Origin of the sequence: Streptomyces sp. DH-12 (assembly GCF_002899455.1) — a bacterium.
GTDB lineage: Bacteria > Actinomycetota > Actinomycetes > Streptomycetales > Streptomycetaceae > Streptomyces.
In genome coordinates this window covers 5,596,076-5,620,114 of sequence record NZ_PPFB01000001.1, presented here as the reverse complement: position 1 = coordinate 5,620,114, position 24,039 = coordinate 5,596,076, and the positions used below count along the sequence as shown (strand labels likewise).

The following is a 24,039-nucleotide window of genomic DNA, read 5'->3' as shown; positions in this document are numbered from 1 at the left end:
CGCATCCGAACAAACGGCGCGAACAACGTGAACACGCGTAGCACAAGGGCGGGGCCCCGGGTTGGTGAACCCGGGGCCCCGCCCTGAACGCTGCCGACTTCTACGCCGTACCTATGACCGCGGGGCCGTCAGTTGTCGTCCTCGTCGATCAGGAAGCCACGCATCGGCGAGGGTGCCTGACCCATCGGCGACGGGCCCTGCGGACGGACCGGAGCCATGGGCTGGGTCATCGCCGGCTGCATCTGCTGCTGACCGCCGTACGACGGTCCGGACTGGCCGCCGGGGCCGCCGCCCATCCCCTGGTTGCCGTAGGACGAGGCACCCGCGCCGGCCGGGGCCATCGAGGGCGCCGGGGACGGCGGGAGGGACGGAGCCGCGCTCGCGGGCTGGCGCGGCGGGGCGAGCGAGTCGTCCGCCTGGGTCTCCAGCTGACGCAGCTGCGACTCCAGGTAGGACTTCAGCCGCGTGCGGTACTCGCGCTCGAAGCCGCGCAGGTCCTCGACCTTGCGCTCCAGCGTGGCGCGGGCGGACTCCAGGGAGCCCATCGCGACACGGTGCTTCTCCTGCGCGTCCCGCTCCAGGGCGTCGGCCTTGGCACGGGCGTCACGCTCGAGACCCTCGGCACGCGAACGCGCCTCGCCCACGATCTTGTTGGCCTCGGAACGGGCCTCCGCGATCGCCTGGTCGGCGGTCTGCTGGGCCAGCGACAGGACGCGCGCGGCGCTGTCGCCACCGGGGCCCCCCTGACCGGGGAGACCGGGACCGCCCATGGGACCGCCCATCGGGCCGCCAGGGCCCATCTGCCCCTGCATCGGGCCGCCCTGGCCCATCGGGCCGCCCTGGCCCATCGGCCCGGGACCCTGGCCCATGGGGCCGGGACCCTGCGGGCCGCCCTGTCCGCCGGGGCCGGCGGGCAGCTGAGGAGCACCGCTCGGCAGCTGGGGCGGGCCACCCATGGGGCCGCCCATCTGCTGCTGCGGCGGGCCCGATATGCCGGCGGGCACCGGACCACCGGGACCTCGCATGCCCTGCTGCGGCATGCCGGGAGGCGGACCCTGCTGTTGCTGCTGGTCCGGCCCCTCCGGAGGCTTGCGCATGTTCTGCTGGTTCTGGGCGGCGGCGCGGGTGGCCGCGGCCAGCTTGGCGCGCAGGTCCTCGTTCTCGCGGAGCAGGCGCGTCAGTTCGGCTTCGACCTCGTCGAGGAAGGCATCGACCTCGTCCTCGTCATAGCCTTCTCGGAGGCGGACGGTCGTGAACTGCTTGTTCCGCACGTCCTCGGGGGTCAACGGCATCTCTTCACCTCAACGTAGTCATCGGCAGTCGGCAAGACCGTATCGTCCACTGTCACCTCGCGAGATTGCCCACGATCGAGATGAGGACGTAGACGATGATCATCAGTACGAAGAAGGACAGGTCGAGCGCCACGCCCCCGAGACGCAGCGGCGGGATGAACCGCCGCAGAAGCTTCAGCGGTGGATCGGTGACAGTGTAGGTGGCCTCCAGGACGACCACCATCGCCTTGCCGGGTTGCCATGAGCGGGCGAACTGGAACACGTAATCCATGACCAAACGGAAGATCAGCACGATGAGGAACACCATCAGCGCGATGTAGATCACCTGCGCGAACACGCTCATGGTCTGTTCTTCCCTCTCCCCTGTGCCGCTCTTGTCCGGTCCTGCGTCTCAGCTCTGGTTGAAGAACCCGCCCTCTGCGATGCGGGCCTTGTCCTCCGCCGTGACATCGACGTTAGCAGGCGACAACAGGAACACCTTCTGCGTCACCCGCTCGATACTGCCGTGAAGACCAAACACCAAACCGGCCGCAAAGTCGACAAGTCGCTTCGCGTCTGTGTCGTCCATCTCAGTCAGATTCATGATCACCGGAGTGCCCTCACGGAAGTGTTCCCCGATGGTACGGGCCTCGTTGTAGGTCCGGGGGTGGAGCGTGGTGATCCGGTAAGGCTCTCGTTCCGACACGACCTTGGGCATGATCACCGGTGCGTTCTTCTCCAGGCTGGCGCGTTCTTGTGTGATGGATGCCACGGGCGCGATCCGCGCCGGGCGTGGCGATTCCGCGGGCAGCGAAGCGGAACGGGACACCGGTTCGCGGGGCGCGGGTGGGTGAACGACTCGTACCTCTTCGTCCCTTTGGGGCTGATGTGCGCCGTGGGACTGGTGCGACGACTCGTGCCGCCGGTGGTCCCGCTCCGGCTCCGGGTCGAGTTCCGGTTCGAAATCGTCGTCTGGGTCGAATCCGCGGCCGTCGTACCCATCGTCCTCCACGAGGCCGAGGTAGACCGCCATCTTGCGCATCGCGCCGGCCATGCTTCGAGTCCTCCGCTCTGTGGTGGATCCGCTGACGACCGCCAAGTGCCCGCGATCCACTGGGTCCTTGCTCCGCCATTGGGCGGAAATGACCATATTTTCTGCTGTGGTCCGACTTCTTGGCGACGTTACCCGAGCCTGGGGCGGACTCCGAGTACCGCGCTGCCGACGCGCACATGTGTCGCTCCGGCGGCCACGGCCTGTTCGAGGTCCGCGCTCATCCCTGCCGAGACCATGTTCGCAGCCGGATGGGTCCGGCGCAGGTCGGTCGACAGATCCATCAACCGCTCGAAGACCGCCTGTTGACGGCCGGCGTACTCCCCGGTGAGCGGTGCGACGGTCATCAGGCCGTCCAGCCGCAGCCCCTCGGCCCCGGCCACCAGGTCGGCCAGCTCCGCGACGCCCGGGGGCGCCACGCCGCCGCGCTCGCCCCGGCCGTCGACGCCGGCGTCGAACGCCACCTGGATGAGGCAGCCGACCTCGCGCCCGGCCCGGACGGCCTCCTTGGAGAGCGCCGACACAAGACGGGCACGGTCGACAGACTGCACGACATCGGCATAACCGACCACCGAACGCACTTTGTTGGTCTGGAGCTGACCGACGAAATGCCACGAAAGGGGCAGATCCGCGCATGCCGCCGCCTTCGGGGCGGCGTCCTGGTCGCGGTTCTCGGCGACGTGCCGCACGCCGAGCTCGGAGAGGATGCGCACGTCGCCCGCGGGCCAGGTCTTGGTGACCACGATCAGCGTCACTTCGTCACGTCCGCGACCGGCCGCGTCGCACGCGGCGGCGATCCGCTCCTCCACTCTCGCCAGGTTCGCTGCGAGTTCGTCCTTACGGTCCTTCATGTCCCATCAGTCCAGCCACACATAAGCCGCGAGCCGCCCGGTGGTGCGGTCACGGCGGTACGAGAAGTGATCGTCCGACTCCCGTGTGCACACGGGCGAGCGCTCGCGGGCGAAGACGCCCAGCCGCTCGAGTTGCGCGTGCACACCCGCGACGACGTCGACCGCCGGGGTGCCCCAGCCGGTCTCGGCGTACGCCGCCGGCTCGGCCGCGGCCACGTCGGCGCGCATCTCCTCGGGCACCTCGTAGCACCGGCCGCACACCGCGGGTCCGGTGCGCGCGACGATCCGGGCCGGGTCCGCGCCCAGACCGGTCATGGCCCGTACGGCGGCCGGGACCACGCCGGCGACCAGTCCGGGCCGGCCCGCGTGCGCCGCGGCCACGACGCCCGCCACGGGGTCGGCCAGCAGCACCGGCACGCAGTCGGCGGTGAGCACGGCGAGGGCGAGTCCGCGCCGCGCGGTGACGATCGCGTCCACCTCGGGCACGGGGCGGTCGCCCCACGGCTCGTCGACGACGACCGCGTCGGCCCCGTGCACCTGGTTCATCCAGACCACGCGGGCCGGGTCGACGCCGAGCGCCTTGGCGGCCAGGTCCCGGTTGGCGCGCACGGCTTCGGGGTCGTCCCCGACCGCGCCCCCGAGGTTGAGCTCCTCATACGGAGCGGCGCTCACCCCGCCCCACCGGTCGGTGAAGCCGAAGTGCGCGCCGCTCACGTGTCCGCGCTGTCCTATCACTTCAGGAAGTCCGGGACGTCCAGTTCCTCGGCCGCGCTGTCGTAGCTCCGGGACGGCGGGACGGGGGGCTGGACGGCCGGGATGTCGGCCACGGGTTCGGGGGCCGGGGCCGGCTCCGGGTCCTCCTTCGGCGTGACGCTGCCGAGCGAGCCGAAGGAGGGGCGGCTCTCCGGCCGGGCGGCCGGGGCGGGCTCCTCGCGCTTGACCGAGGAGGAGCCGAGGACGTTGTCCCGCTTGGCGGGCGGCTGGCCGCCGTCGAAGCCGGCGGCGATGACGGTGACCCGGACCTCGTCGCCGAGGGCGTCGTCGATCACCGCGCCGAAGATGATGTTGGCTTCCGGGTGGGCGGCCTCGCTGACCAGCTGGGCGGCCTCGTTGATCTCGAACAGGCCGAGGTCGGAGCCGCCGGAGATGGAGAGCAGCACCCCGCGGGCGCCGTCGATGGACGCCTCCAGCAGCGGGGAGGAGATGGCCATTTCGGCCGCGGCCACCGCGCGGTCGTCGCCGCGGGCCGAGCCGATGCCCATGAGGGCCGAACCCGCCTCGGACATGACCGACTTGACGTCGGCGAAGTCGAGGTTGATGAGGCCGGGGGTGGTGATGAGGTCGGTGATGCCCTGCACACCGGAGAGCAGGACCTGGTCCGCCGACTTGAAGGCGTCGAGAACCGACACCTGGCGGTCGGAGATGGACAGCAGCCGGTCGTTGGGGATCACGATGAGGGTGTCGACCTCTTCGCGGAGCTCCGCGATGCCGTCCTCGGCCTGGTTCGCGCGGCGCCGTCCCTCGAAGGTGAACGGGCGCGTGACCACGCCGATGGTGAGAGCACCGAGAGAACGGGCGATGTTGGCCACGACGGGCGCGCCGCCGGTGCCGGTGCCGCCGCCTTCACCGGCCGTCACGAAGACCATGTCGGCCCCCTTGAGGACCTCCTCGATCTCCTCGCGGTGGTCCTCGGCGGCCTTGCGGCCGACGGCCGGGTTCGCTCCGGCGCCGAGTCCGCGGGTGAGTTCACGGCCGACGTCGAGCTTGACGTCGGCGTCGCTCATCAACAGCGCCTGCGCGTCGGTGTTGATGGCGATGAACTCGACGCCCTTGAGACCGACCTCGATCATCCGGTTGATGGCATTGACACCACCGCCGCCGACACCGATGACTTTGATGACTGCGAGGTAGTTCTGCGGTGCTGCCACGTCGAAGGCCTCTCGCCTCGAGTTACGTGTCGCCGGAGCGCCGGAGCACCTGCTGCCCCGCGACCCGACGACTGATGCCGAATGGGACGGTCCGTATCGCCGACCCGAACCCTAACGTTGAAGTTTAGGGTTACCAGTGTGTCTGTTCCCTGGAGTCTTCTGAACAGGACACTAAGTCGACACGTGGCGCACGTTCAACGAACACGCCGAACCTCCCGTTTTTCTTTTCACCCTATGTGATCAGCCGTGTCGCTGCCCAACCAGGGTGCTGGCCTGCGCTGATGTGCGTCAACTCCCTGATGACGCGGGGGCGCTGGGAACGCTGACGTCGAAGTGCCGTGCGCCGGGCTCCGCTTTCATCAGCGCGGTGAGGGCGCGCCCCTTCCGCGCCCCTTGCTCACTGCTGCCCCAGTCGACGGTACGGCCGTCCTCCAGTTCCAGCGAGATGTCGTCGTAGGAACGGACCTTGACGCTGCGGGTCCCGGACGCCAGGGACTCGGGGACGGAGCCGGCCACGCGCACCGCCTCCCGCACCAGACGGTCCTCGCCGAAGCGGCGGAGGCTGGCCGCCGCGGAACCGGAACGGGAGAGGTCCATCTCCAGCGCGGGCACCCCCTCGGGCGCCTCGGCGACGGTGGCGAACCGGACGCCGTCGTCGTCCACTTCGACGAACCTGCCGCCCTGGCGGACGAGGAGGACGGCGGTGCGTTCGGTGACCTCGAGCTCGATCCCGTCGGGCCAGGAGCGGACCACGTCGATGGTGTCGATCCGGGGCAGCGCCTCGGCGGCCCGCTTCTCGATGGCCCCGGTGTCGACGGAGACGAGCTGTTCCCCGAGCGGCACGTCGGCCGCCTCGCGCACCTGGTCCGGAGTCAGTACGGCGGTCCCGGACACCGAGACCCGCTCGACGCGGACCAGATCGGAGCCGTACAGCAGCCAGAAGGCGCCGCTGCCGAGGAACAGGAGGACGACCGCCGATGCGATGATCAGACGAAGACGCCGTCGCCGTACGGCTCGTACGGGTGGCGGGCCGGACGACTCCCGCTTGCGTCCACCGCGCTCGGCGGTCGTCGATCCGGCCACGTCCCCTGCCTTCCGTCACATGCCTCTACCTGTGGGCACGGGCGGCGATCGCCTCGTGCACCATGCCGACGAGCAGGTCGTCGGCGTCCCGGCGGCCGAACTCGCTCGCGGCGCGGGACATCTCGTACAGCCGGTGCGGGTCGGCGAGCACGGGCAGGACGTTCTGCTGCACCCACTCGGGGGTGAGGTCCGCGTCGTCGACCAGCAGTCCGCCGCCGGCCTTCACCACCGGCTGGGCGTTGAGCCGCTGTTCGCCGTTGCCGATGGGCAGCGGGACGTAGGCGGCCGGGAGCCCGACGGCGGAGAGTTCGGCGACGGTCATCGCGCCCGCGCGGCAGAGCATCATGTCGGCCGCGGCGTACGCGAGGTCCATCCGGTCCAGGTAACTTACCGGGATGTAGGGGGGCATGCCCGGCATCTGCTGCACCTGCGGCAGTTCGTTCTTCGGGCCCACCGCGTGCAGGATCTGGATGCCGGCCTGCTGCAGCCACGGGGCGACCTGCTGGACCACCTCGTTGAGCCGGCGGGCGCCCTGCGAACCGCCCGAGACCAGCAGGGTCGGCAGGTTGGGGTCGAGGCCGAACGCGGCGCGCGCCTCGGGGCGTACGGCGGCCCGGTCGAGGGTGGCGATGGAGTGCCGCAGCGGGATGCCGATGTAGCGCGCGTTGCGCAGCTTGCTGTCCGGGGTGGCGACGGCGACCTGGGCGGCGTACCGGGAACCGATCTTGTTGGCGAGGCCGGGGCGGGCGTTGGCCTCGTGGATGACGATCGGCACGCCGAGCCGCTTGGCCGCGAGGTAGCCGGGCAGGGCGACGTAGCCGCCGAAGCCGACCACCACGTCGGCCCGGGTGCGCTCCAGGATCTGCTCGGTCGCCTTGATGGTGCCGCGCAGCCGTCCCGGGACGGTGATCAGTTCGGGGGTCGGCTTGCGTGGCAGCGGAACGGCGGGAATCAGCGCCAGTTCGTACCCGCGCTCGGGTACGAGACGGGTCTCCAGGCCTCGCTCCGTGCCCAGGGCCGTGATGCCCACGGTCGGATCCTGCCTGCGCAGCGCGTCCGCGAGGGCGAGCGCGGGCTCGATGTGGCCCGCGGTTCCTCCGCCGGCGAGTACGACATGCACCGAAATTCACCGCTCTCCGGACGAACGCGCCCCCGGGGCACGCCGTCGCATCGTGTTCCATCTCCGGGGCCGCTGAGAACCCCTGATCCGCTTTTTACCAAAGCGGGGTTGCCGCATCGCAAGCGCCATCCGCGCTGCGGGGTCCTCACGCGCGAAAGCGATCAGCAGCCCGACGGCGAACATGGTCGGCAGCAGGGCGGACCCGCCGTAGGAGAACAGCGGGAGCGGGACTCCGACGATCGGCAGCAAGCCGAGCACCGCACCGATGTTGATCACGGCCTGCGCCGTGATCCAGGTGGTCACGCCTCCCGCGGCATACCTGACGAAGGGGTCCTCCGTGCGTCCGGCCACGCGGATACCCGCATAGCCTAGAGCGGCGAACAGGGCGAGCACCGACAGCGTCCCCGCCAGGCCCAGTTCCTCACCGGTGACGGCGAAGATGAAGTCCGTGTGCGCTTCGGGCAGTTCGCCCCACTTCTCCAGACTCGCACCGAGTCCGGAGCCGAAGATCCCGCCGGACGCCAGGGCGTAGATGCCGTGCACGGCCTGCCAGCAGTCGACCGGACCGGTCTGCGGCTCGGTGGCGCCGAGACAGGCGAGCCGGGCCATGCGGTTCTCGCTGGTGCGGATGAGGATCGCGGCGAGCACCACGGCGACCGCCAGCACCCCGGCGAACAGCCGGGTCGGCGCCCCCGCCAGCCACAGGAGGCCGAAGAGGATCGCGGTGAGGATGATGGCGGTGCCCATGTCGCCGCCGAGCATGATCAGCCCGAGCAGCATGAACGCGGCCGGCACCAGCGGCACCAGCATGTGCTTCCACTGGGCCAGCAGCCGCTTGTCCTGTTTGCGGGCGAGCAGGTCGGCGCCCCACAGCACCAGCGCCAGCTTGCCGAACTCGCTGGGCTGGAGCTGGAAGGAGCCGCCGAGGGCGATCCAGTTCTGGTTGCCGTTGACCGCGACCCCTATCCCCGGCACCTGCACCAGGGCCATCAGGACGACGGCTCCCGCGAGGATGGGGTAGGCGAGCGCCCGGTGCAGCTTCACCGGCATCCGGGAGGCCGCCAGCAGCAGCACGGCGCCGATCACGGCGGCCAGCAGCTGCTTGCGGAAGAAGTACGAGCCGGGCAGCGACATCTGCAGCGCCGTGATCTGGGAGGCCGAGTAGACCATCACCAGGCCCAGCACGGTGATCAGCAGGCTGCCGCCGAGGATGACGTAGTACGCGGTCAGCGGCCGGTCCCAGGCCCTGCGCGCCCGGGTCACCAGGGTGCGCAGGGGATTCTCGCGCGGGGGGCGGGGCACGACGGGGCGCCGGGCGGCCCGCTGGACGGGCGGCCGGCCGGTACGGCTACTGGACATCACGACCTCCGCGGTACGCCGGCCAACAGGTCTCGGACGGTCCCACGCGTCCCTCCCAGGGTCGCCCGGCGCCGGGGCGGCCGGGGTCAGGCGCCGAGCTCGCGCACCGCCTGTGCGAACGCGTCACCGCGCTTGTTGTAGTTGGCGAACATGTCCATCGAGGCGCAGGCCGGGGCCAGCAGCACCGTGTCACCGGGGCGTGCCAGCCGCCGCGCCTCCCGGACGGCCTGGAGCATCGTCCCAGTGTCGGTCCGCTCGAGGTCGACCACGGGGACTTCGGGGGCGTGTCGCGCGAGGGCTTCGCGGATCAGGGCGCGGTCCCGGCCGATCAGCACGGCGCCGCGCAGCCGCTTCGCCGACGCGGCGACGAGTTCGTCGAAGGTGGCGCCCTTGGCGAGTCCGCCCGCGATCCACACCACGGAGTCGTACGCGGCCAACGAGGCCTGCGCGGCGTGGGTGTTGGTGGCCTTGGAGTCGTCGACCCAGGCCACGCCGTCCACGTCGGCCACGTGCGCGATGCGGTGGGCGTCCGGGGTGAAGTTCCGCAGACCGTCCCGTACGGCGCTCGCGGGCACCCCGTAGGCGCGCGCGAGGGCCGCCGCGGCGAGGGCGTTGGCGATGTTGTGCGGGGCCGCCGGCTTCACGTCGGAGACCTCGGCGAGCTCCTGGGCGTTCTTGTGCCGGTTCTCCACGAAGGCGCGGTCGACCAGCAGGCCCTCCACGACGCCGAGTTGGGAGGGACCCGGGGTGCCGAGGGTGAAGCCGACCGCCCGGCAGCCCTCCTCCACGTCGGCCTCACGGACCAGGTCCTCGGTGGCCTTGTCGGCCGCGTTGTAGACGCAGGCGACCCGGTTTCCCTCGTAGACACGGCCCTTGTCCCTGGCGTACGCCTCCATGGAGCCGTGCCAGTCGAGGTGGTCGGGCGCCAGGTTGAGGACGGCGGCGGAGTGGGCGCGCAGGGAGGGCGCCCAGTGGAGCTGGTAGCTGGACAGCTCCACGGCGAGCACGTCGTACTCCTCGTCGCCGAGGACCGCGTCGAGGAGGGAGACGCCGATGTTGCCGACGGCGGCGGTGCGCAGGCCTGCCGCCTCCAGGATGGAGGCGAGCATCTGCACGGTGGTGGTCTTGCCGTTGGTGCCGGTGACCGCGAGCCAGTCCGCCGCCCCGGGCTTCCTGAGCCGCCAGGCGAGTTCGACGTCGCCCCACACCGGCACCCCGGCCGCGTCCGCCGCCGCGAACAGCGGCTTGTCCGGCTTCCAGCCGGGCGCGGTGACGATCAGTTCGGTGCCGTCGGGCAGGGTGGCGCCGTCCCCGAGACGGACGGTGACGCCGAGCGACTCCAGTTCCGCGGCCTGCTCGCGGGCGCGGGCGTCGTCGCCGTCGTTGACGACGGTGACCTTCGCGCCGAGTCCGTGGAGCGCCTTGGCCGCCGGGACGCCGGAGACGCCGAGCCCCGCGACGGTGACGTGCTTGCCCTGCCAGTCGGTCACTTGTCCGCTGCCCATCCCGCGTAGAAGAGGCCGAGTCCGACGATCACGCAGATGCCCTGGATGATCCAGAAGCGGACCACCACAAGGACCTCGGACCAGCCTTTGAGTTCGAAGTGGTGCTGGAGCGGGGCCATCCGGAAGACCCGCTTACCGGTGAGCCGGAACGAACCGACCTGGATGACCACCGACATCGTGATGAGGACGAACAGGCCGCCGAGGATGGCGAGCAGCAGCTCGGTGCGCGAGCAGATCGCGAGACCCGCGAGCACGCCGCCGAGCGCCAGCGAACCGGTGTCGCCCATGAAGATCTTGGCCGGGGAGGTGTTCCACCACAGGAAGCCGAGGCAGGAACCCATCAGCGCGGCGGAGACCACGGCGAGGTCGAGCGGGTCGCGCACCTCGTAGCAGGCGCCCGGGTTGGTCAGCGTCTCGCCGTTGGCGCAGGACTCCTGGAACTGCCAGACGCCGATGAAGGTGTAGGCGCCGAAGACGAGCACGGAGGCACCGGTGGCCAGACCGTCCAGACCGTCGGTCAGGTTCACGCCGTTCGACATCGCGAGGATCATGAACAGCGCCCAGAGCACGAACAGCACCGGGCCGATGGTCCAGCCGAAGTCCGTGATGAACGACAGCTTCGTGGAGGCCGGGGTGTTGCCGCGGGAGTCCGCGAACTGCAGCGAGAGCACCGCGAAGGCGATGCCGACGATCAGCTGGCCGGCCATCTTCGCCTTGGCCCGCAGACCGAGCGAACGCCGCTTGACGATCTTGATGTAGTCGTCGAGGAAGCCGACCAGGCCCATGCCCACCATGAGGCCGAGCACCAACAGACCCGAGAACGTGGGGGGTTTGCCGGTGATCACCTTGGACAGGAAGTAGGCGGCGACCGTCGCCAGGATGAAGGCGATGCCGCCCATCGTCGGCGTACCGCGCTTGCTGGCGTGCTCGCGCGGGCCGTCGTCACGGATGTACTGCCCGTATCCCTTGCGGGCGAGCAGCTTGATCAGCAGCGGCGTGCCGACCAGCGTCAGGAAGAGGCCAATGACTCCTGCGAACAGGATCTGATTCATCATCGGGCGGCGACCTCACCCTCGGCACCGGTCTCGAGCAGCGCCTGCGCCACGCTCTCGAGCCCGACCGAACGGGACGCCTTCACGAGTACGACATCCCCCGGGCGCAATTCGCTGCGCAACAGGTCGACCGCCGCCTGTGCGTCGGACACGTGCACCGACTCCTCACCCCACGAACCCTCGTTATATGCGCCCAGTTGCAGCCAGGCGGCTTCCCTGCCCCCGACCGCGACGAGCTTGCTGACGTTGAGCCGGACGGCGAGCCGTCCGACCGCGTCGTGCTCGGCGAGCGCCTCGTCCCCGAGCTCGGCCATCTTGCCGAGCACCGCCCACGTACGTCCCCCTCGTGCCCGTGAGGCTTCACCCATGGCCGCCAGCGCACGCAGCGCGGCCTTCATGGACTCGGGGTTCGCGTTGTAGGCGTCGTTGACGACCGTCACGCCGTCCGGTCGCTCGGTGACCTCCATGCGCCAGCGGGAGAGGGAGCCCGCCTCGGAGAGCGCGCGGGCGATCTCGTCTGCGGACATGCCCAGCTCGTGGGCGACGGCGGCCGCGGCGAGCGCGTTCGACACGTGATGCTCACCGTACAGGCGCATGGTCACATCACTTGCACCGGAGGGTGTGTGAAGCCTGAAGGAGGGCTGTCCGCTGTCCGTGAGTCGCACGTTCTCGGCGGAGACGTCCGCTTCGCCGGACTCTCCGAAAAAGATCACCTTCGCCTTCGTACGGGTGGCCATGGCACGGACGTAGGGGTCGTCCGCGTTGAGGATCGCGACGCCCCCCTCCTCGGCCGGCGGCAGCGCCTCCACGAGCTCGCCCTTGGCCTGGGCGATCTGCTCGCGGCCGCCGAACTCGCCGATGTGCGCGGAGCCGACGTTCAGCACGAGGCCGATCCTCGGCGGGGTCAGTCCGGTGAGGTAGCGGATGTGGCCGATGCCGCGCGCCCCCATCTCCAGCACGAGGAACTTCGTCTCCTCGGTGGCGGTGAGCGCGGTCAGCGGCAGCCCGATCTCGTTGTTGAGGGAGCCGGGCGTGAAGACGGTGGGGGCCTTGCTGCGCAGCACCTGGGCGATGAGGTCCTTGGTGCTGGTCTTGCCGGCCGACCCGGTGAGGGCGACGGGGGTGGCGCCGAGCCGGGCGACGACGTGCCGGGCGAGGGCCCCGAGGGCGGCCTGGACGTCCTCCACGACGATCGCGGGCACCCCGACCGGCCGGGAGGCGAGCACGGCGACCGCGCCCGCCTCGACGACCTGGGCCGCGAAGTCGTGGCCGTCCACGCGCTCGCCGACGAAGGCGACGAAGAGGCTGCCCGGACCCGCCTCCCGCGAGTCCCGGACCACCTCGCCGGTGACCCGGACGGAGGGGTCCGGTATGTCGTGCGTCTGCCCGCCGACGACTTCTGCGATCTCGGCGAGGGAGAGGGCGATCACAAGTTCATCCCTGGGTCTTCTTGATGGCTTCGCGAAGCACCTGGCGGTCGTCGAACGGACGCACCACCCCGGCGATGTCCTGTCCCAGCTCGTGGCCCTTGCCGGCGACCAGCACGGTGTCGCCGGGCTCGGCCCGGGCGACGGCGGCGGCGATCGCGGCGGCCCGGTCCTCGAAGACCTGGACCTCGCCGCGCTGGTGGGACGGCACCGAGGCCGCGCCCTGGAGCATCGTGGCCAGGATCGCCAGCGGGTCCTCGGAGCGGGGGTTGTCGGAGGTCAGTACGGCGGTGTCGGCGAGCCGCGCGGCGGCCGCGCCCATCGGCTCCCGCTTGGTGACGTCACGGTCGCCGCCGCAGCCGAGCACGACGTGCACCCGGCCCTCGGTCACCTTGCGCAGGGCGCGCAGCACCGACTCCACGGCGTCCGTCTTGTGCGCGTAGTCCACGACCGCCAGGTAGGGCTGTCCCTCGTCGACGCGCTCCAGGCGGCCGGGCACGCCCGGCACGGCGGCGACGCCGTCGGCGGCGGACTGCGGGTCGAGTCCGGCGGCGGCCAGCGCGACGACCGCGGCCAGGGTGTTGGCCACGTTGAACGGGCCGGGCAGCGGCGAGCGGGCGGTGATCCGCTCGCCGCCCGGCCCGACCACGGTGAACGTCGAGTCCAGCGGGCCGACGTGGACGTCCTCGGCGCGCCAGTCGGCGTCCGGGTGCCCCTCGGCGGAGTACGTGACGACCGGGACGCCGGCCTCCTTGACCAGGCGGCGGCCGTACTCGTCGTCCGCGTTGACCACGCCGAGCCGGCTGCGGGCGGGCGTGAACAGCTGCGCCTTGGCCTGGAAGTAGTCCTCCATCCCGGAGTGGAACTCCATGTGCTCCGGGCTGAGGTTGGTGAAGACGGCGATGTCGAAGACGCAGCCGTCGACCCGGCCGAGGACCAGGGCGTGGCTGGAGACCTCCATGGCCACGGCCTCGGTGCCGCGCTCGCGCATGACCGCGAACAGCGCCTGGAGGTCGGTGGCCTCGGGCGTGGTGCGCTCGGACTTGATGCGCTCGTCGCCGATGCGCATCTCGACCGTGCCGATCAGTCCCGTGCTGCGGACGGTCCGCAGACCACCCTCGACGAGGTAGGCGGTGGTGGTCTTGCCGGAGGTGCCGGTGATGCCGATCTGGAGCAGATCGCGACCGGGGTGGCCGTAGATGGTGGCGGCCAGTTCGCCCATCCGCGCCCGCGGGTCGTCCACCACCAGCGCGGGCAGACCGGTCGCGGCGACGCGTTCGGCGCCCGCCGGGTCGGTGAGCACGGCGGCGGCGCCGAGGCCGGCGGCCTGGGTGACGAAGTCGGCGCCGTGGGCGCGGGCGCCGGGAAGCGCGGCGTACAGGTCCCCGGGCCGGACGGCGCGCGAGTCATGGGTGATGCCCGTGACCTCGGCGGCCTGCGCGGGTGCGGGGACACCCAGCTGACCGGCGAGTTCCGCGAGCGGTGTGGCGGAGACCTGGTCCGGACGGGGCGGCCCCGGATATGTCACGGGTTGGCCCTTCTGGGTGGTTTGGGACTGATCAGCGTGTGGCACGGCGGTGAGCGTACCGGGCGTACCGGCCGGCGGGGAAAAGAGGGGGCCGCGCGCGGTGCGGTCGGGCGGGGGCGGGCGGCGGTCGGGCGAGGGGCGGGGGGTGTGGTGGTTCCCCGGGCCGGGGGTGATCGTTGTCACGAGGTGGTTCCTGGTGGCTCGGTGCTCGGTACGGGATCAGGGCTCGAAGGTGACCGGCAGGGCGGCGGGGGCGGCGCCGGTGGGCGGCACCTGGAGGCTCTTCAGGGCGAACGCCATGACCTGCTTGAAGACGGGGCCGCAGATCTGGCCACCGAAGTAGCTGCCCTGGGTGGCGTTCTGGATGACGCAGTAGACGGTGATCCGGGGCTTGTCGGCGGGCGCGAAGCCGGCGAAGGACGAGGTGTAGCCGTGGTACTTGCCGGTGGCCGGATCCACGCGGTTCGCCGTACCGGTCTTGCCCGCGACCCGGTAGCCCGGGATGCGCGCCTTGGTGCCGGTGCCCTCCTCGTCGTCGACGACCGACTCCAGCATCTGCGCGAGGGTCTTCGCCGTCTTCTCGCTGACGACCCGTGTCCGCTCCGGCTTCGGAGCGGGCGTGAAGCGCCCGTCGGGCCCCTTGGAGCCGCGGACGAGGGTGGGTTCGACGCGGACGCCGCCGTTGGCGATGGTCGAGTAGATGGAGGCGGCCTGCATCGCGTTGACGGACACGCCCTGGCCGAAAGGAATCGTGTACTGCTGCGAGGTGGACCACTGGTCGGGCGGGGCCAGGATGCCCTTGGTCTCGCCCGGGAAGTCCAGTCCGGTGTGGCTGCCGAGGCCGAACTCGCGCATGTAGTCGTACAGCACCTTGTTGGCCTGGGCCTGGGTCCTGCCGAGCTGGCCGGTGGCGAGGATGGTGCCGATGTTGCTGGACTTGGCGAGGACGCCGTTGAGCGTCAGGTACCAGGTCGGGTGGTCGATGTCGTCCTTGAACAGCCGGTCGCCCCGGTGCAGCCGGTTGGGCACCACGACATGGGTGCCGGGGGTGGCGACGTTCTCCTCCAGCACGGCCGCCATGGACAGCACCTTGGCCGTGGAGCCCGGTTCGAAGGCGTCCTGGAGGGCGGCGTTGCCGAGCGTCCTCGGGTCGGCGGCGGACAGGTCGTTGGGGTCGAAGCCGGGGGCGTTGGCCATCGCCAGGACCTCGCCGGTGCGGGTGTCCTGCACGATGACGTAGCCGCGGTCGGCCGCGGACTCCTCCACCTGCTCGCTGATGGCGTTCTGCGCCGCCCACTGGATGTCGCGGTCGATGGTGAGCTCGATGTCGTCGCCGGGCACGGCCGGGGTCTCCGTGGAGCCCGCGGTGGGCACCAGACGGCCGCCGGACTGGGCGTAGCGGATCTTGCCGTCCTCGCCGGCCAGCCGCTTGTCGAGCTGGAGCTCGATGCCGCCGCTGCCCTTGCCCTCGGCGTTGACCCAGCCCAGTATCCCGGCGGCGAGCTCGTTGTTCGGGTACACGCGCTTGCTGGTGGGCACGGAGAAGACGCCGGCCAGCACGTTGACGGTCGACGTGTCGGTCTCGGCCTTGGAGGCCAGGGCGGCCTTGAGGTCCTTGATCTGCTTCCAGACCTGAGGGGTCTGCCGGCCGGCCAGCTTCACGTAGCGCAGCGACGGGTTGTCCGGGCGCAGCTTGCGGACCAGGTCCTCCTGGTCCGCGCCGAGGATGGGGGCGAGCAGCGCCGCGGCCTGCTCCGGCCCGTCGTCGATCTCCAGTTCGTCGGGGGCGAACATCGTGGGGTCGGCGGTGATGTCGTAGGCGTCCTCGCTGGTGGCGAGGGCGACACCGTTGCGGTCGGTGATCTCGCCGCGCTCGGCGGCCAGCACCTGGCCCACGTAGCGGTTGCGCTCGGCCTTGCCGGCGTAGGTGCTCGCGTCGACGGCCTGGACCTGCACCAGGCGGACGACGAACGCGAGCATCACGAGGGTGAGGGCCACGCCGACCAGGCGCAGCCGCGGGCGCGGGCTGCCCAGCCGGATGGTCTTCGGGGTGCCGGGGCGCGGTCCTCCGGGCCGGCGGACCGGGCGGGCGCCGGGGCCGGAGCGGCCGCGGGCGGCCGGACGGACGGGCCGGGCGGGTCCGGGCACCCGGCGGCGGGGCGGTTGCCTGTCGGACACTTCCGTCACCTGCCGGGGGTCGAGACGTGCGAGGAACGGGGGGCGGGTTCGGACCCGGGCGGCGGGGCCGTCGCCGTGGCCGGCGCCTCGGGCGCGAGGACCAGGGGGGCGCGGGCCGCGGAGGCTTCGCTGGGCACGCCCTTGACCTTGCCGTCGGGGGCGAGGAAGGCGGGGTCGCCGCCGGGCACCATGCCGAGCTCGCGGGCGCGGCGCTGGAGCGCGTCGGGGGCGGAGTAGGCGTCGATGTCGCGCTGCAGGGCCTGCTCCTCGTCCGTGAGCTCCTTGGTCTCCCGCTGGAGGTCGTCGAGGCGGAACGCGCCCTCGCTGAGCGCGGAGTTCAGCACCAGCAGGCCGATCAGACCGCCGCCGAGGAGCAGGACCACGAGGAGCACGAAGGGGGTGCGGGCCGCCTGGGCACGGCCGGTGGGCAGGAGCTGCGCGAGCCGCGCCGCCCTCCCCCGCAGCTCGGGCCGCCCCTTCAGTTCGGGTTTCCTACTCACTCACGCTCCCCTGAGTTCGCTCGTCCCGTCCGTCCGCCCGGCCGTCGCCCGCCCGGGGTCCGGCCCGTGTCTCACCGCCGCCGCCTCACCCGGCGTCCTCCCGGATGCGCTCGGCGCCGCGCAGCCGCGCGGGGGCCGCGCGGCGGTTCTCGGCGATCTCCTCCTCGGTGGGAAGTTCGGCACCGCGCGTGAGCAGCTTGAGCCGCGGCTGGTACTGCTCGGGGACGACCGGGAGCCCGGGCGGGGCGGTGGTGACGGCGCCCGCCGCGAACACCTGCTTGACCAGCCGGTCCTCCAGGGAGTGGTACGACAGCACGGCGATGCGTCCGCCGACGTCGAGGGCCTTCACGGCCGCCGGGACGGCCCGCTCCAGCACCGACAGCTCGCCGTTGACCTCGATCCGCAGGGCCTGGAAGGTGCGCTTGGCCGGGTTGCCGCCGGTGCGCTTGGCGGCCTGCGGCAGCGCGTCGCGGATCAGCTCAACCAGGCGGGCGCTGGTGGTGAAGGGCTCCTTCTCGCGCTCGCGCACGACGGCGGCCACGATCCGCTTGGCCTGCTTCTCCTCGCCGTAGGCGCGCAGGATGCGGACGAGCTCGCCGGGCGGGTAGGTGTTGAGGACCTCGGCGGCGCTGACGCCGGTCGTCTGGTCCATCCGCATGTCGAGGGGGGCGTCCTGGGCGTACGCGAAGCCTCGGCCGGCCTCGTCGAGCTGCATCGAGGAGACCCCGAGGTCGAACAGGACGCCCTGGACACGGGGGACGCCGAGCCGGCCGAGGACGTCGGGCAGCTCGTCGTAGACCGCGTGCACCAGGGTGGCCCGGTCGCCGAAGGGGGCGAGCCGTTCGCCGGACAGGCGCAGCGCCTCCTTGTCGCGGTCCAGGGCCACGAGCCGGGCCTCGGGAAAGCGGGTGAGCAGCGCCTCGCTGTGGCCGCCGAGGCCGAGCGTGCAGTCGACGACCACCGCGCCGGGCCGCTCCAGGGCGGGCGCCAACAGGTCCAGGCACCGCTGGAGCATCACCGGGACGTGTCGGCTCTCGCCCTCCCGTCGCCCGCCACCGCCCTTGTGCGGAAGCGCTTCGCGCCCTTTCACTTCGGCCCTCTCAGATCCGGCGTGACACTCACGCACCGCCGGTTCCCCGCCCTCCCCGGTGAGGGGGCGGCCGGCGCCGGGGGCGTCGGCCGGGCGGCGGCGGGAGGAGGCCGAGCCGTACGTACGCGCCGCGCACGCGGGAGATCCCCTGGCCGTGGCCGGGGATCCGGGGACGTCACAGCGGCGGGCGGTCTCGCCTCCCGCTTCGCGCCACTTTAGTCCACGGTCCGGCCCGGTCAATCAACCGGACTGCGCGTCGCGGCCCGCGCGGGTCAAGGGACGGATCGGACACATCACCCGTAGGAAGGGGGTCACACCACTCCTGTGGGTTACCTCACACCAAGGTTCGTCGGCATTCTTTGTCCCCTCTCACAACGGGCCCGACGCCCTCATGACCAGTACGGTCAGTCGTATGACGACTTCTGCATCCGTGCCCGCCGGTGCCGGGAGCACCGCCGCCGGCCCCGGCACCGTGACCGACCGTCTGGTCGAAGCCAACGAGCGTTACGCGGCCGCGTTCACCGATCCCGGGATGGACGCCCGCCCGGTCCTCCACGTCGCGATCGTGGCCTGCATGGACGCCCGCCTCGACCTGCACGACGCGCTGGGCCTGTCGCTCGGCGACTGCCACACCATCCGCAACGCGGGCGGCGTCGTCACGGACGACGTGATCCGTTCGCTGACCATCAGCCAGCGGGCGCTGGGCACGCGCAGCGTGGTCCTCATCCACCACACCAACTGCGGCCTGGAGTCCCTCACCGAGGAGTTCCGGCACGATCTCGAGATGGAGGTGGGACAGCGTCCGGCGTGGGCCGTCGAGGCCTTCCGGGACGTGGACCAGGACGTCCGCCAGTCGATGCAGCGGGTGCGGACCTCGCCGTTCCTGCTGCACACCGACGACGTGCGCGGGTTCGTCTTCGACGTCAAGACGGGTCTGCTGCGCGAGGTCGATCCCGCCTGACCCGGCCGTCCGTCCCGGGGCCGGCCGCACCCGGAGAGCCGTCGAACGCCGCAGGAGCTGACATATCGCTGTCAGTTGTCCACAGGCGAGTGACACGAAACGGTAACGACGGCAAGAATGCGGAAGTGGTGTCACCCGGAACTTTTTCCGGGTGACGCCCGTGATTCGGGGAGGGCCGGTCCGCTGGACGAGGGGTCGGCCGGGACATGTGGGGAACCCCCGCTTCATCACGGAGCGCGGGAAAGGCCGAGGAGGGCCGGGTGACGACCTATGACGATCGTGCGAGCCATGGGGGCGCCCCCGACCGGGCATACGGGGCGGTCGGGGAGGACCTGACCGCCGTCGTGGAGCGCGTGCGCGGTTCGGTGGAAGGCGTGATCGAGGGGAAGCCCGAGGTCGTACGGCTCTCGCTGACCGTGCTGCTCGCCGAGGGACATCTGCTCATCGAGGACGTCCCGGGAGTCGGCAAGACGATGCTGGCGAAGGCACTGGCGCGGTCGATCGACTGCTCGGTGCGGCGCATCCAGTTCACACCGGACCTGCTGCCCTCGGACATCACCGGTGTGTCCATCTGGGACCAGCAGCGCCGTGACTTCGAGTTCAAGCCGGGCGCCATCTTCGCGCAGATCGTGATCGGCGACGAGATCAACCGCGCCTCGCCGAAGACGCAGTCGGCCCTGCTGGAGTCGATGGAGGAGCGCCAGGTCACCATCGACGGCAAGACCTACGAACTGCCCAGCCCCTTCATGGTGGTGGCGACGCAGAACCCGGTCGAGATGGAGGGCACCTACCCGCTGCCGGAGGCCCAGCGCGACCGTTTCATGGCCCGCGTGTCGGTCGGCTACCCGAGCGCGGAGGCCGAGCTGCAGATGCTCGACGTGCACGGCGGCGTCTCCCCTCTGGAGGACCTCCAGCCGGTGGCGCACGCGCACGAGATCGTGAAGCTGATCGAGGCGGTGCGCGGCGTGTACGTGGCCGAACCGGTCCGGCGGTACGCGGTCGACCTGGTCGCCGCCACCCGTACGCACCCGGACCTCAGACTCGGGGCGTCGCCGCGCGCGACGCTGCATCTGCTGCGGGCGGCGAAGGCGGCGGCGGCCCTGGAGGGCCGTGACTACGCGCTGCCGGACGACGTGCAGGCGCTCGCCGTCGCCGTGCTCGCCCACCGTCTGCTGCCCACCGCGCAGGCCCAGCTCAACCGCCGCACCGCCGAGCAGGTGGTGCAGGAGATCCTGCAGCGCACCACGGTGCCCGGGGCGGCCGGCCAGCCCGCCGGGTTCGGCCTGGGCAGCGGAGGCTACGGCCAGCAGCCGCCCCGGAGGCTGTGATGAGCACCGCCGGCGCGGTCCACGCCGACGACGACCGGGACGACCGGAGCGGGCTGAGGACCGCCCTGGCGGGGCTCACCACCCGGGGGCGCTCCTTCCTGGCGGCCGGGATCGCGGCCGCGATCTGCGCGTACGTGCTCGGGCAGAGCGACCTGCTGCGGGTCGGGCTGCTGCTGGCGGTGCTGCCGCTGGTGTGCGCGGCCGTGCTCTACCGCACCCGCTACCGGGTCGCGGGCAGCCGCCGGCTCTCCCCCGGCCGGGTGCCGGCGGGGACCGAGGCGCGGGTGCACCTGCGCATGGACAACGTGTCCCGGATGCCCACGGGTCTGCTGATGCTCCAGGACCGGGTGCCCTACGTGCTCGGGCCGCGCCCGCGGTTCGTGCTGGACCGGGTGGAGACGGGCGGGCGCCGTGAGGTGTCCTACCGGGTCCGCTCCGACCTGCGCGGCCGCTACCCGCTGGGTCCGCTGCAGCTGCGGCTGTCCGACCCGTTCGGGATGTGCGAGCTGAACCGCTCGTTCTCCTCGTACGACACGCTGACGGTGACCCCCCGCGTGGAGGCGCTGCCGCCGGTGCGGCTGAGCGGCGACTCGAAGGGGTACGGCGACGGGCGGCAGCGCTCGCTGGCGCTGGCCGGCGAGGACGACGTGATCCCGCGCGGCTACCGCTACGGCGACGATCTGCGCCGCGTCCACTGGCGCTCCACCGCCCGCTACGGCGAGCTGATGGTGCGCCGCGAGGAGCAGCCGCAGCGCGCCCGCTGCACGGTGCTGCTGGACACCCGCGCCGTCGCCTACGAGGGCGCGGGGCCGGACTCGGCGTTCGAGTGGGCGGTGTCGGGCGCGGCCTCGGTGCTGGTGCACATGCTGGAGCGGGGCTTCTCGGTGCGGCTGCTGACCGACACCGGCGCCTCGGTGCCCGGCGAGGGCGCCGACGGGTTCTCAGGGGTGCACCAGGAGTCGGCGGACGCGGCCGGGCTGATGATGGACACCCTGGCCGTGGTGGACCACTCCGACGAGGAGGGCCTGTCCCGCGCCCACGACGTGATGCGCTCCGGGGGCGAGGGGCTGCTGGTGGCGTTCCTCGGCGACCTGGACGACGAGCAGACCGCGGTGCTGGCCCGGATGCGGCAGCGCACCGGAGGCGCCGTCGCCTTCCTGCTGGACAGCCACGACTGGCAGCGGGAGCCGTCGGACGTGCCCGGACCCGCGGAGCCGGGCGAGGAGCGGCTGCGGATGCTGCGCGAGTCGGGCTGGACGGCCGTGGCGGTGCCGCGGGGCGCCTCGCTGGAACAGCTGTGGCGGCAGGCGGACCGTGAGCGCTCGGGCCTGGTGGCGGCGAGCGGTGGGGAGGGACCGTGATCAGCTCACTGGCCAGGCTGACGGTGCGCGCCTGGGCGGCCACCCTGCTGGCGGCCTGTGCGCTGCTGCCGCTGGTGGAGTCGACCGTCTGGATACTGCAGGTGGCGCTGCTGCTGGGCGTGCAGGCGGGCGTGGGCGCGGCGGCGCGGCGGGTGCCGCTGGCGCGGTCGCTGACGGTGACGGCGCAGGTCGTCGTCACGCTGCTGCTGCTCACCCTGATGTTCGCGCGGGAGCACGCCGTCGCCGGGCTGATACCCGGCCCGGACGCCGTGCGCTTCTTCGGCCAGCTGCTGGAGCAGGGCGGCGAGGACGTCAACCGGTACGCGATACCGGCGCCGCTGACCGACGGCATCCGTCTGATGCTGGTCGGCGGGGTCCTGATCATCGGCCTGCTGGTGGACGCCCTCGCGGTGACCTTCCGCAGCGCGGCCCCGGCCGGACTGCCGCTGCTCGCCCTGTACTCGGTGGCCGCGGGCCTGACCGACGACGGCATCGAGTGGCTGTGGTTCCTGCTGGCGGCGGCCGGTTATCTGATGCTGCTGCTCGCCGAGGGCCGGGACCGGCTCTCCCAGTGGGGCCGGGTGTTCGCCGGGCCGCCGCGCGGCCGGGGCAGGGAGACGCCCGGCACGCCGGCGCCGGTGCGCTTCGGGCACCGGATCGGCGTGGTGGCGCTGGGCATCGCCCTGGTGGCGCCGCTGGCGCTGCCCGCGATGGACGGCGGCCTGCTGGACCCGGACGGCCGGGGCATGGGCGCGGGGAGCGGCGGGGGCGGCACCATCTCCGCGGTGAACCCGCTGGTGTCGCTGCGCGACTCGCTGAACAACGACGACGACCGCCAGGTGTTCTCGGTGCGCACCGAGATGGAGAACACCTCGGACCTGTACCTGCGCATCGTGTCCCTGGACGACTTCGACGGCACCACGTGGAAGCCGTCGAAGCGGGCCATCACCCAGGTGCCCGAGGGCTTCCCCGCCCCGCCGGGCCTCAGCCCCGACGTGGAGTTCACGGAGGTCGGCACGTCGATCTCGGTGGCGAAGACGTACGGCCAGACCTGGCTGCCGATGCCGTACCCGCCGAGCCGGGTGAGCGTGCAGGGCGACTGGCGCTACGAGCCCGTCGGCATGACGCTGGTCGGCGACCACGGGCAGAGCACCAGCGGCCTGACGTACGAGGTGCGCAGCCTCGACGTGCGGCCCACGGCGGAGCAGCTGGCCGGGGCGCCGGAGCCGTCGGCCGGGGTGCTGCGCGAGTACACCGAGCTGCCCGACTCGCTGCCCGCCGTGGTGCACAGGACCGCGCGTGACGTGACCGACGGCGCGAAGAGCGCCTACGACCGGGCGGTCATGCTGCAGGACTGGTTCACGCTGAGCGGCGACTTCCAGTACGACACCCAGGTCGACGTCGGCAGCGGCTCGCAGGCGATCGCCCGCTTCCTGCAGGACAAGCGGGGCTTCTGCGTGCACTACTCCTTCGCGATGGCGTCCATGGCGCGGTCGCTGGGCATCCCGGCGCGTATCGCGGTGGGCTTCGCGCCCGGCGCCCCGCAGGCCGACGGCACGATCTCGGTCGCGATGCGGGACGCGCACGCCTGGCCCGAGCTGTACTTCGAGGGCGTGGGCTGGACGCGGTTCGAGCCGACCCCCACCCGTGGTTCGACGCCGGACTACACCGTGCAGGACGTCGAGGACAACGGGCCGGCGGATCCGGCCCGGCCGTCGCAGGCCGCGCCCTCGGACCCGTCGGCCGCGCCGTCGCAGAGCACGGACTGCCGGGCGGACGGCAGCGGCCCGGGGGCCTGCGAGAGCGAGTCGCCGCAGGCGGCCCTGCCGGTGGACGACGACGGTCCGAAGTGGCACGTGGTGCTGCTGTGGGCGCTGGCCGGGCTGCTGGTCCTGGCGCTGCCGCTGGCGCCGCTGTTGTGGCGGACGCGGATGCGGGCGCGGCGGCTGGGCGGCCACGGCCGCTCGGAGGAGGACGTCGCACCGTACGTGCTGGCCGCCTGGGAGGAGCTGACGGACGCGGCCTGGGACCACGGCATCGTGCCGGACGAGTCGCTGACCGCGCGCGGGGCCGCCGGCCGTCTCGTGCGGCAGGGCCGGCTCGAGGGGGACGCGGCGGCGTCGGTGCACCGGCTGGCGGGGGCGGTGGAACAGGTGCTGTACGCGCCGCGGCCGCGGCCGGCCACGGGTCTGGCGGACGACGTGCGGCGCGCGACGGCCGCGTTGCGGGCCTCGGCGTCGCGCCGGGCCCGCCTGCGGGCGGTGCTGGCGCCGCGGTCGGCCGTGCGGGTGGTGTGGGCGGTGTCCGACCGGTGGACGGCCCTGCGGGACCGTCTCACCGCCCTCCGCCCGAACTGGCGCCTGCCGTCCCGCCAGCGTGGCTGAGGCCGGGTGCGGCCGCGGGCCGTCCTGAGTCGTCCGCGCGGTTCCCCGCGCCCCTGAGGGGG

General features: G+C 72.2%; 20 protein-coding genes. 4 read left to right on the top strand and 16 right to left on the bottom strand.

Annotation, left to right across the window (positions count from 1 at the left end; all coding sequences use genetic code 11):
• Nucleotides 1-128 precede the first annotated feature (128 nt).
• The 16 genes from C1708_RS24200 to rsmH all read right to left on the bottom strand — a co-directional run bounded on the left by C1708_RS24200 (nucleotide 129) and on the right by rsmH (nucleotide 17,943).
• The gene (locus C1708_RS24200; protein WP_106414641.1) at nucleotides 129-1,292 is read right to left on the bottom strand and encodes a DivIVA domain-containing protein; all 1,164 of its coding nucleotides are present in this window, start codon (nucleotides 1,290-1,292) and stop codon (nucleotides 129-131) included.
• Nucleotides 1,293-1,344: 52 nt separating this feature from the next.
• Nucleotides 1,345-1,635, bottom strand: a complete 291-nt coding sequence (locus C1708_RS24195) for a YggT family protein (protein ID WP_106414640.1) — start codon at nucleotides 1,633-1,635, stop codon at nucleotides 1,345-1,347.
• A gap of 48 nt (nucleotides 1,636-1,683) precedes the next feature.
• Nucleotides 1,684-2,325, bottom strand: a complete 642-nt coding sequence (locus tag C1708_RS24190; protein ID WP_106414639.1) for a cell division protein SepF — start codon at nucleotides 2,323-2,325, stop codon at nucleotides 1,684-1,686.
• Nucleotides 2,326-2,453: 128 nt separating this feature from the next.
• Nucleotides 2,454-3,173: a YggS family pyridoxal phosphate-dependent enzyme gene (locus C1708_RS24185; RefSeq protein ID WP_106414638.1), complete on the bottom strand. Its 720-nt coding sequence runs from the start codon at nucleotides 3,171-3,173 to the stop codon at nucleotides 2,454-2,456.
• Between the two features lie 6 nt (nucleotides 3,174-3,179).
• Complete coding sequence (pgeF, locus tag C1708_RS24180; RefSeq protein WP_106414637.1) at nucleotides 3,180-3,908, bottom strand: peptidoglycan editing factor PgeF; 729 nt, start codon at nucleotides 3,906-3,908, stop codon at nucleotides 3,180-3,182.
• Nucleotides 3,905-5,101, bottom strand: coding sequence for a cell division protein FtsZ (ftsZ, locus tag C1708_RS24175; protein WP_106414636.1), 1,197 nt, complete (start codon nucleotides 5,099-5,101; stop codon nucleotides 3,905-3,907). The genes pgeF and ftsZ overlap by 4 nt, the downstream gene beginning before the upstream one ends.
• A 288-nt stretch (nucleotides 5,102-5,389) precedes the next feature.
• A complete protein-coding gene (locus tag C1708_RS24170) occupies nucleotides 5,390-6,184 on the bottom strand; it encodes a cell division protein FtsQ/DivIB (RefSeq protein WP_106414635.1) in 795 nt (264 codons plus the stop codon).
• Between the two features lie 25 nt (nucleotides 6,185-6,209).
• On the bottom strand, nucleotides 6,210-7,304 hold the full coding sequence (murG, locus tag C1708_RS24165; protein WP_106414634.1) for an undecaprenyldiphospho-muramoylpentapeptide beta-N-acetylglucosaminyltransferase: 1,095 nt from the start codon (nucleotides 7,302-7,304) through the stop codon (nucleotides 6,210-6,212).
• Nucleotides 7,305-7,310: 6 nt separating this feature from the next.
• Nucleotides 7,311-8,663 (bottom strand): putative lipid II flippase FtsW, encoded by a 1,353-nt coding sequence (ftsW, locus tag C1708_RS24160; RefSeq protein ID WP_106414633.1) that lies wholly within the window; start codon nucleotides 8,661-8,663, stop codon nucleotides 7,311-7,313.
• An 86-nt stretch (nucleotides 8,664-8,749) separates the two neighbouring features.
• Nucleotides 8,750-10,168 carry a UDP-N-acetylmuramoyl-L-alanine--D-glutamate ligase gene (gene murD / locus C1708_RS24155; protein WP_106414632.1) on the bottom strand — a complete coding sequence of 473 codons (1,419 nt, stop codon included), beginning with the start codon at nucleotides 10,166-10,168 and terminating at the stop codon, nucleotides 8,750-8,752.
• Nucleotides 10,150-11,223, bottom strand: a complete 1,074-nt coding sequence (gene mraY / locus C1708_RS24150) for a phospho-N-acetylmuramoyl-pentapeptide-transferase (protein ID WP_106414631.1) — start codon at nucleotides 11,221-11,223, stop codon at nucleotides 10,150-10,152. Before mraY ends, murD begins: the two co-directional genes overlap by 19 nt.
• Nucleotides 11,220-12,650, bottom strand: coding sequence for a UDP-N-acetylmuramoyl-tripeptide--D-alanyl-D-alanine ligase (locus C1708_RS24145; RefSeq protein ID WP_106414630.1), 1,431 nt, complete (start codon nucleotides 12,648-12,650; stop codon nucleotides 11,220-11,222). Before C1708_RS24145 ends, mraY begins: the two co-directional genes overlap by 4 nt.
• A gap of 4 nt (nucleotides 12,651-12,654) precedes the next feature.
• On the bottom strand, nucleotides 12,655-14,175 hold the full coding sequence (locus C1708_RS24140) for a UDP-N-acetylmuramoyl-L-alanyl-D-glutamate--2,6-diaminopimelate ligase (RefSeq protein WP_106414629.1): 1,521 nt from the start codon (nucleotides 14,173-14,175) through the stop codon (nucleotides 12,655-12,657).
• Between the two features lie 219 nt (nucleotides 14,176-14,394).
• Entirely contained in the window at nucleotides 14,395-16,353 is a 1,959-nt protein-coding gene (locus tag C1708_RS24135; protein ID WP_274543359.1) for a peptidoglycan D,D-transpeptidase FtsI family protein, read from the bottom strand.
• A 5-nt stretch (nucleotides 16,354-16,358) separates the two neighbouring features.
• A complete protein-coding gene (ftsL, locus tag C1708_RS24130; RefSeq protein ID WP_241911325.1) occupies nucleotides 16,359-16,853 on the bottom strand; it encodes a cell division protein FtsL in 495 nt (164 codons plus the stop codon).
• Between the two features lie 85 nt (nucleotides 16,854-16,938).
• The gene (gene rsmH, locus C1708_RS24125) at nucleotides 16,939-17,943 is read right to left on the bottom strand and encodes a 16S rRNA (cytosine(1402)-N(4))-methyltransferase RsmH (protein WP_274543358.1); all 1,005 of its coding nucleotides are present in this window, start codon (nucleotides 17,941-17,943) and stop codon (nucleotides 16,939-16,941) included.
• Between the two features lie 412 nt (nucleotides 17,944-18,355).
• Between rsmH and C1708_RS24120 the strand changes: the two genes are divergently transcribed.
• The 4 genes from C1708_RS24120 to C1708_RS24105 all read left to right on the top strand — a co-directional run bounded on the left by C1708_RS24120 (nucleotide 18,356) and on the right by C1708_RS24105 (nucleotide 23,977).
• The gene (locus C1708_RS24120; RefSeq protein WP_106414626.1) at nucleotides 18,356-18,904 is read left to right on the top strand and encodes a beta-class carbonic anhydrase; all 549 of its coding nucleotides are present in this window, start codon (nucleotides 18,356-18,358) and stop codon (nucleotides 18,902-18,904) included.
• Nucleotides 18,905-19,164: 260 nt separating this feature from the next.
• Nucleotides 19,165-20,232 carry an AAA family ATPase gene (locus C1708_RS24115; protein WP_241911323.1) on the top strand — a complete coding sequence of 356 codons (1,068 nt, stop codon included), beginning with the start codon at nucleotides 19,165-19,167 and terminating at the stop codon, nucleotides 20,230-20,232.
• The gene (locus C1708_RS24110) at nucleotides 20,232-21,593 is read left to right on the top strand and encodes a DUF58 domain-containing protein (RefSeq protein ID WP_106414625.1); all 1,362 of its coding nucleotides are present in this window, start codon (nucleotides 20,232-20,234) and stop codon (nucleotides 21,591-21,593) included. Before C1708_RS24115 ends, C1708_RS24110 begins: the two co-directional genes overlap by 1 nt.
• Complete coding sequence (locus C1708_RS24105; RefSeq protein ID WP_106414624.1) at nucleotides 21,590-23,977, top strand: transglutaminase TgpA family protein; 2,388 nt, start codon at nucleotides 21,590-21,592, stop codon at nucleotides 23,975-23,977. The genes C1708_RS24110 and C1708_RS24105 overlap by 4 nt, the downstream gene beginning before the upstream one ends.
• Nucleotides 23,978-24,039 lie beyond the last annotated feature (62 nt).

Bases quoted from the DNA above. Each gene is read 5' to 3' on its own strand.
- C1708_RS24190 (WP_106414639.1), bottom strand. From the start codon at position 2,325: ATGGCCGGCGCGATGCGCAAGATGGCGGTCTACCTCGGCCTCGTGGAG.
- C1708_RS24185 (WP_106414638.1), bottom strand. From the start codon at position 3,173: ATGAAGGACCGTAAGGACGAACTCGCAGCGAACCTGGCGAGAGTGGAG.
- C1708_RS24110 (WP_106414625.1), top strand. From the start codon at position 20,232: ATGAGCACCGCCGGCGCGGTCCACGCCGACGACGACCGGGACGACCGG.
- C1708_RS24195 (WP_106414640.1), bottom strand. From the start codon at position 1,635: ATGAGCGTGTTCGCGCAGGTGATCTACATCGCGCTGATGGTGTTCCTC.
- mraY (WP_106414631.1), bottom strand. From the start codon at position 11,223: ATGATGAATCAGATCCTGTTCGCAGGAGTCATTGGCCTCTTCCTGACG.
- C1708_RS24120 (WP_106414626.1), top strand. From the start codon at position 18,356: ATGACGACTTCTGCATCCGTGCCCGCCGGTGCCGGGAGCACCGCCGCC.
- ftsW (WP_106414633.1), bottom strand. From the start codon at position 8,663: ATGTCCAGTAGCCGTACCGGCCGGCCGCCCGTCCAGCGGGCCGCCCGG.
- C1708_RS24200 (WP_106414641.1), bottom strand. From the start codon at position 1,292: ATGCCGTTGACCCCCGAGGACGTGCGGAACAAGCAGTTCACGACCGTC.
- murD (WP_106414632.1), bottom strand. From the start codon at position 10,168: ATGGGCAGCGGACAAGTGACCGACTGGCAGGGCAAGCACGTCACCGTC.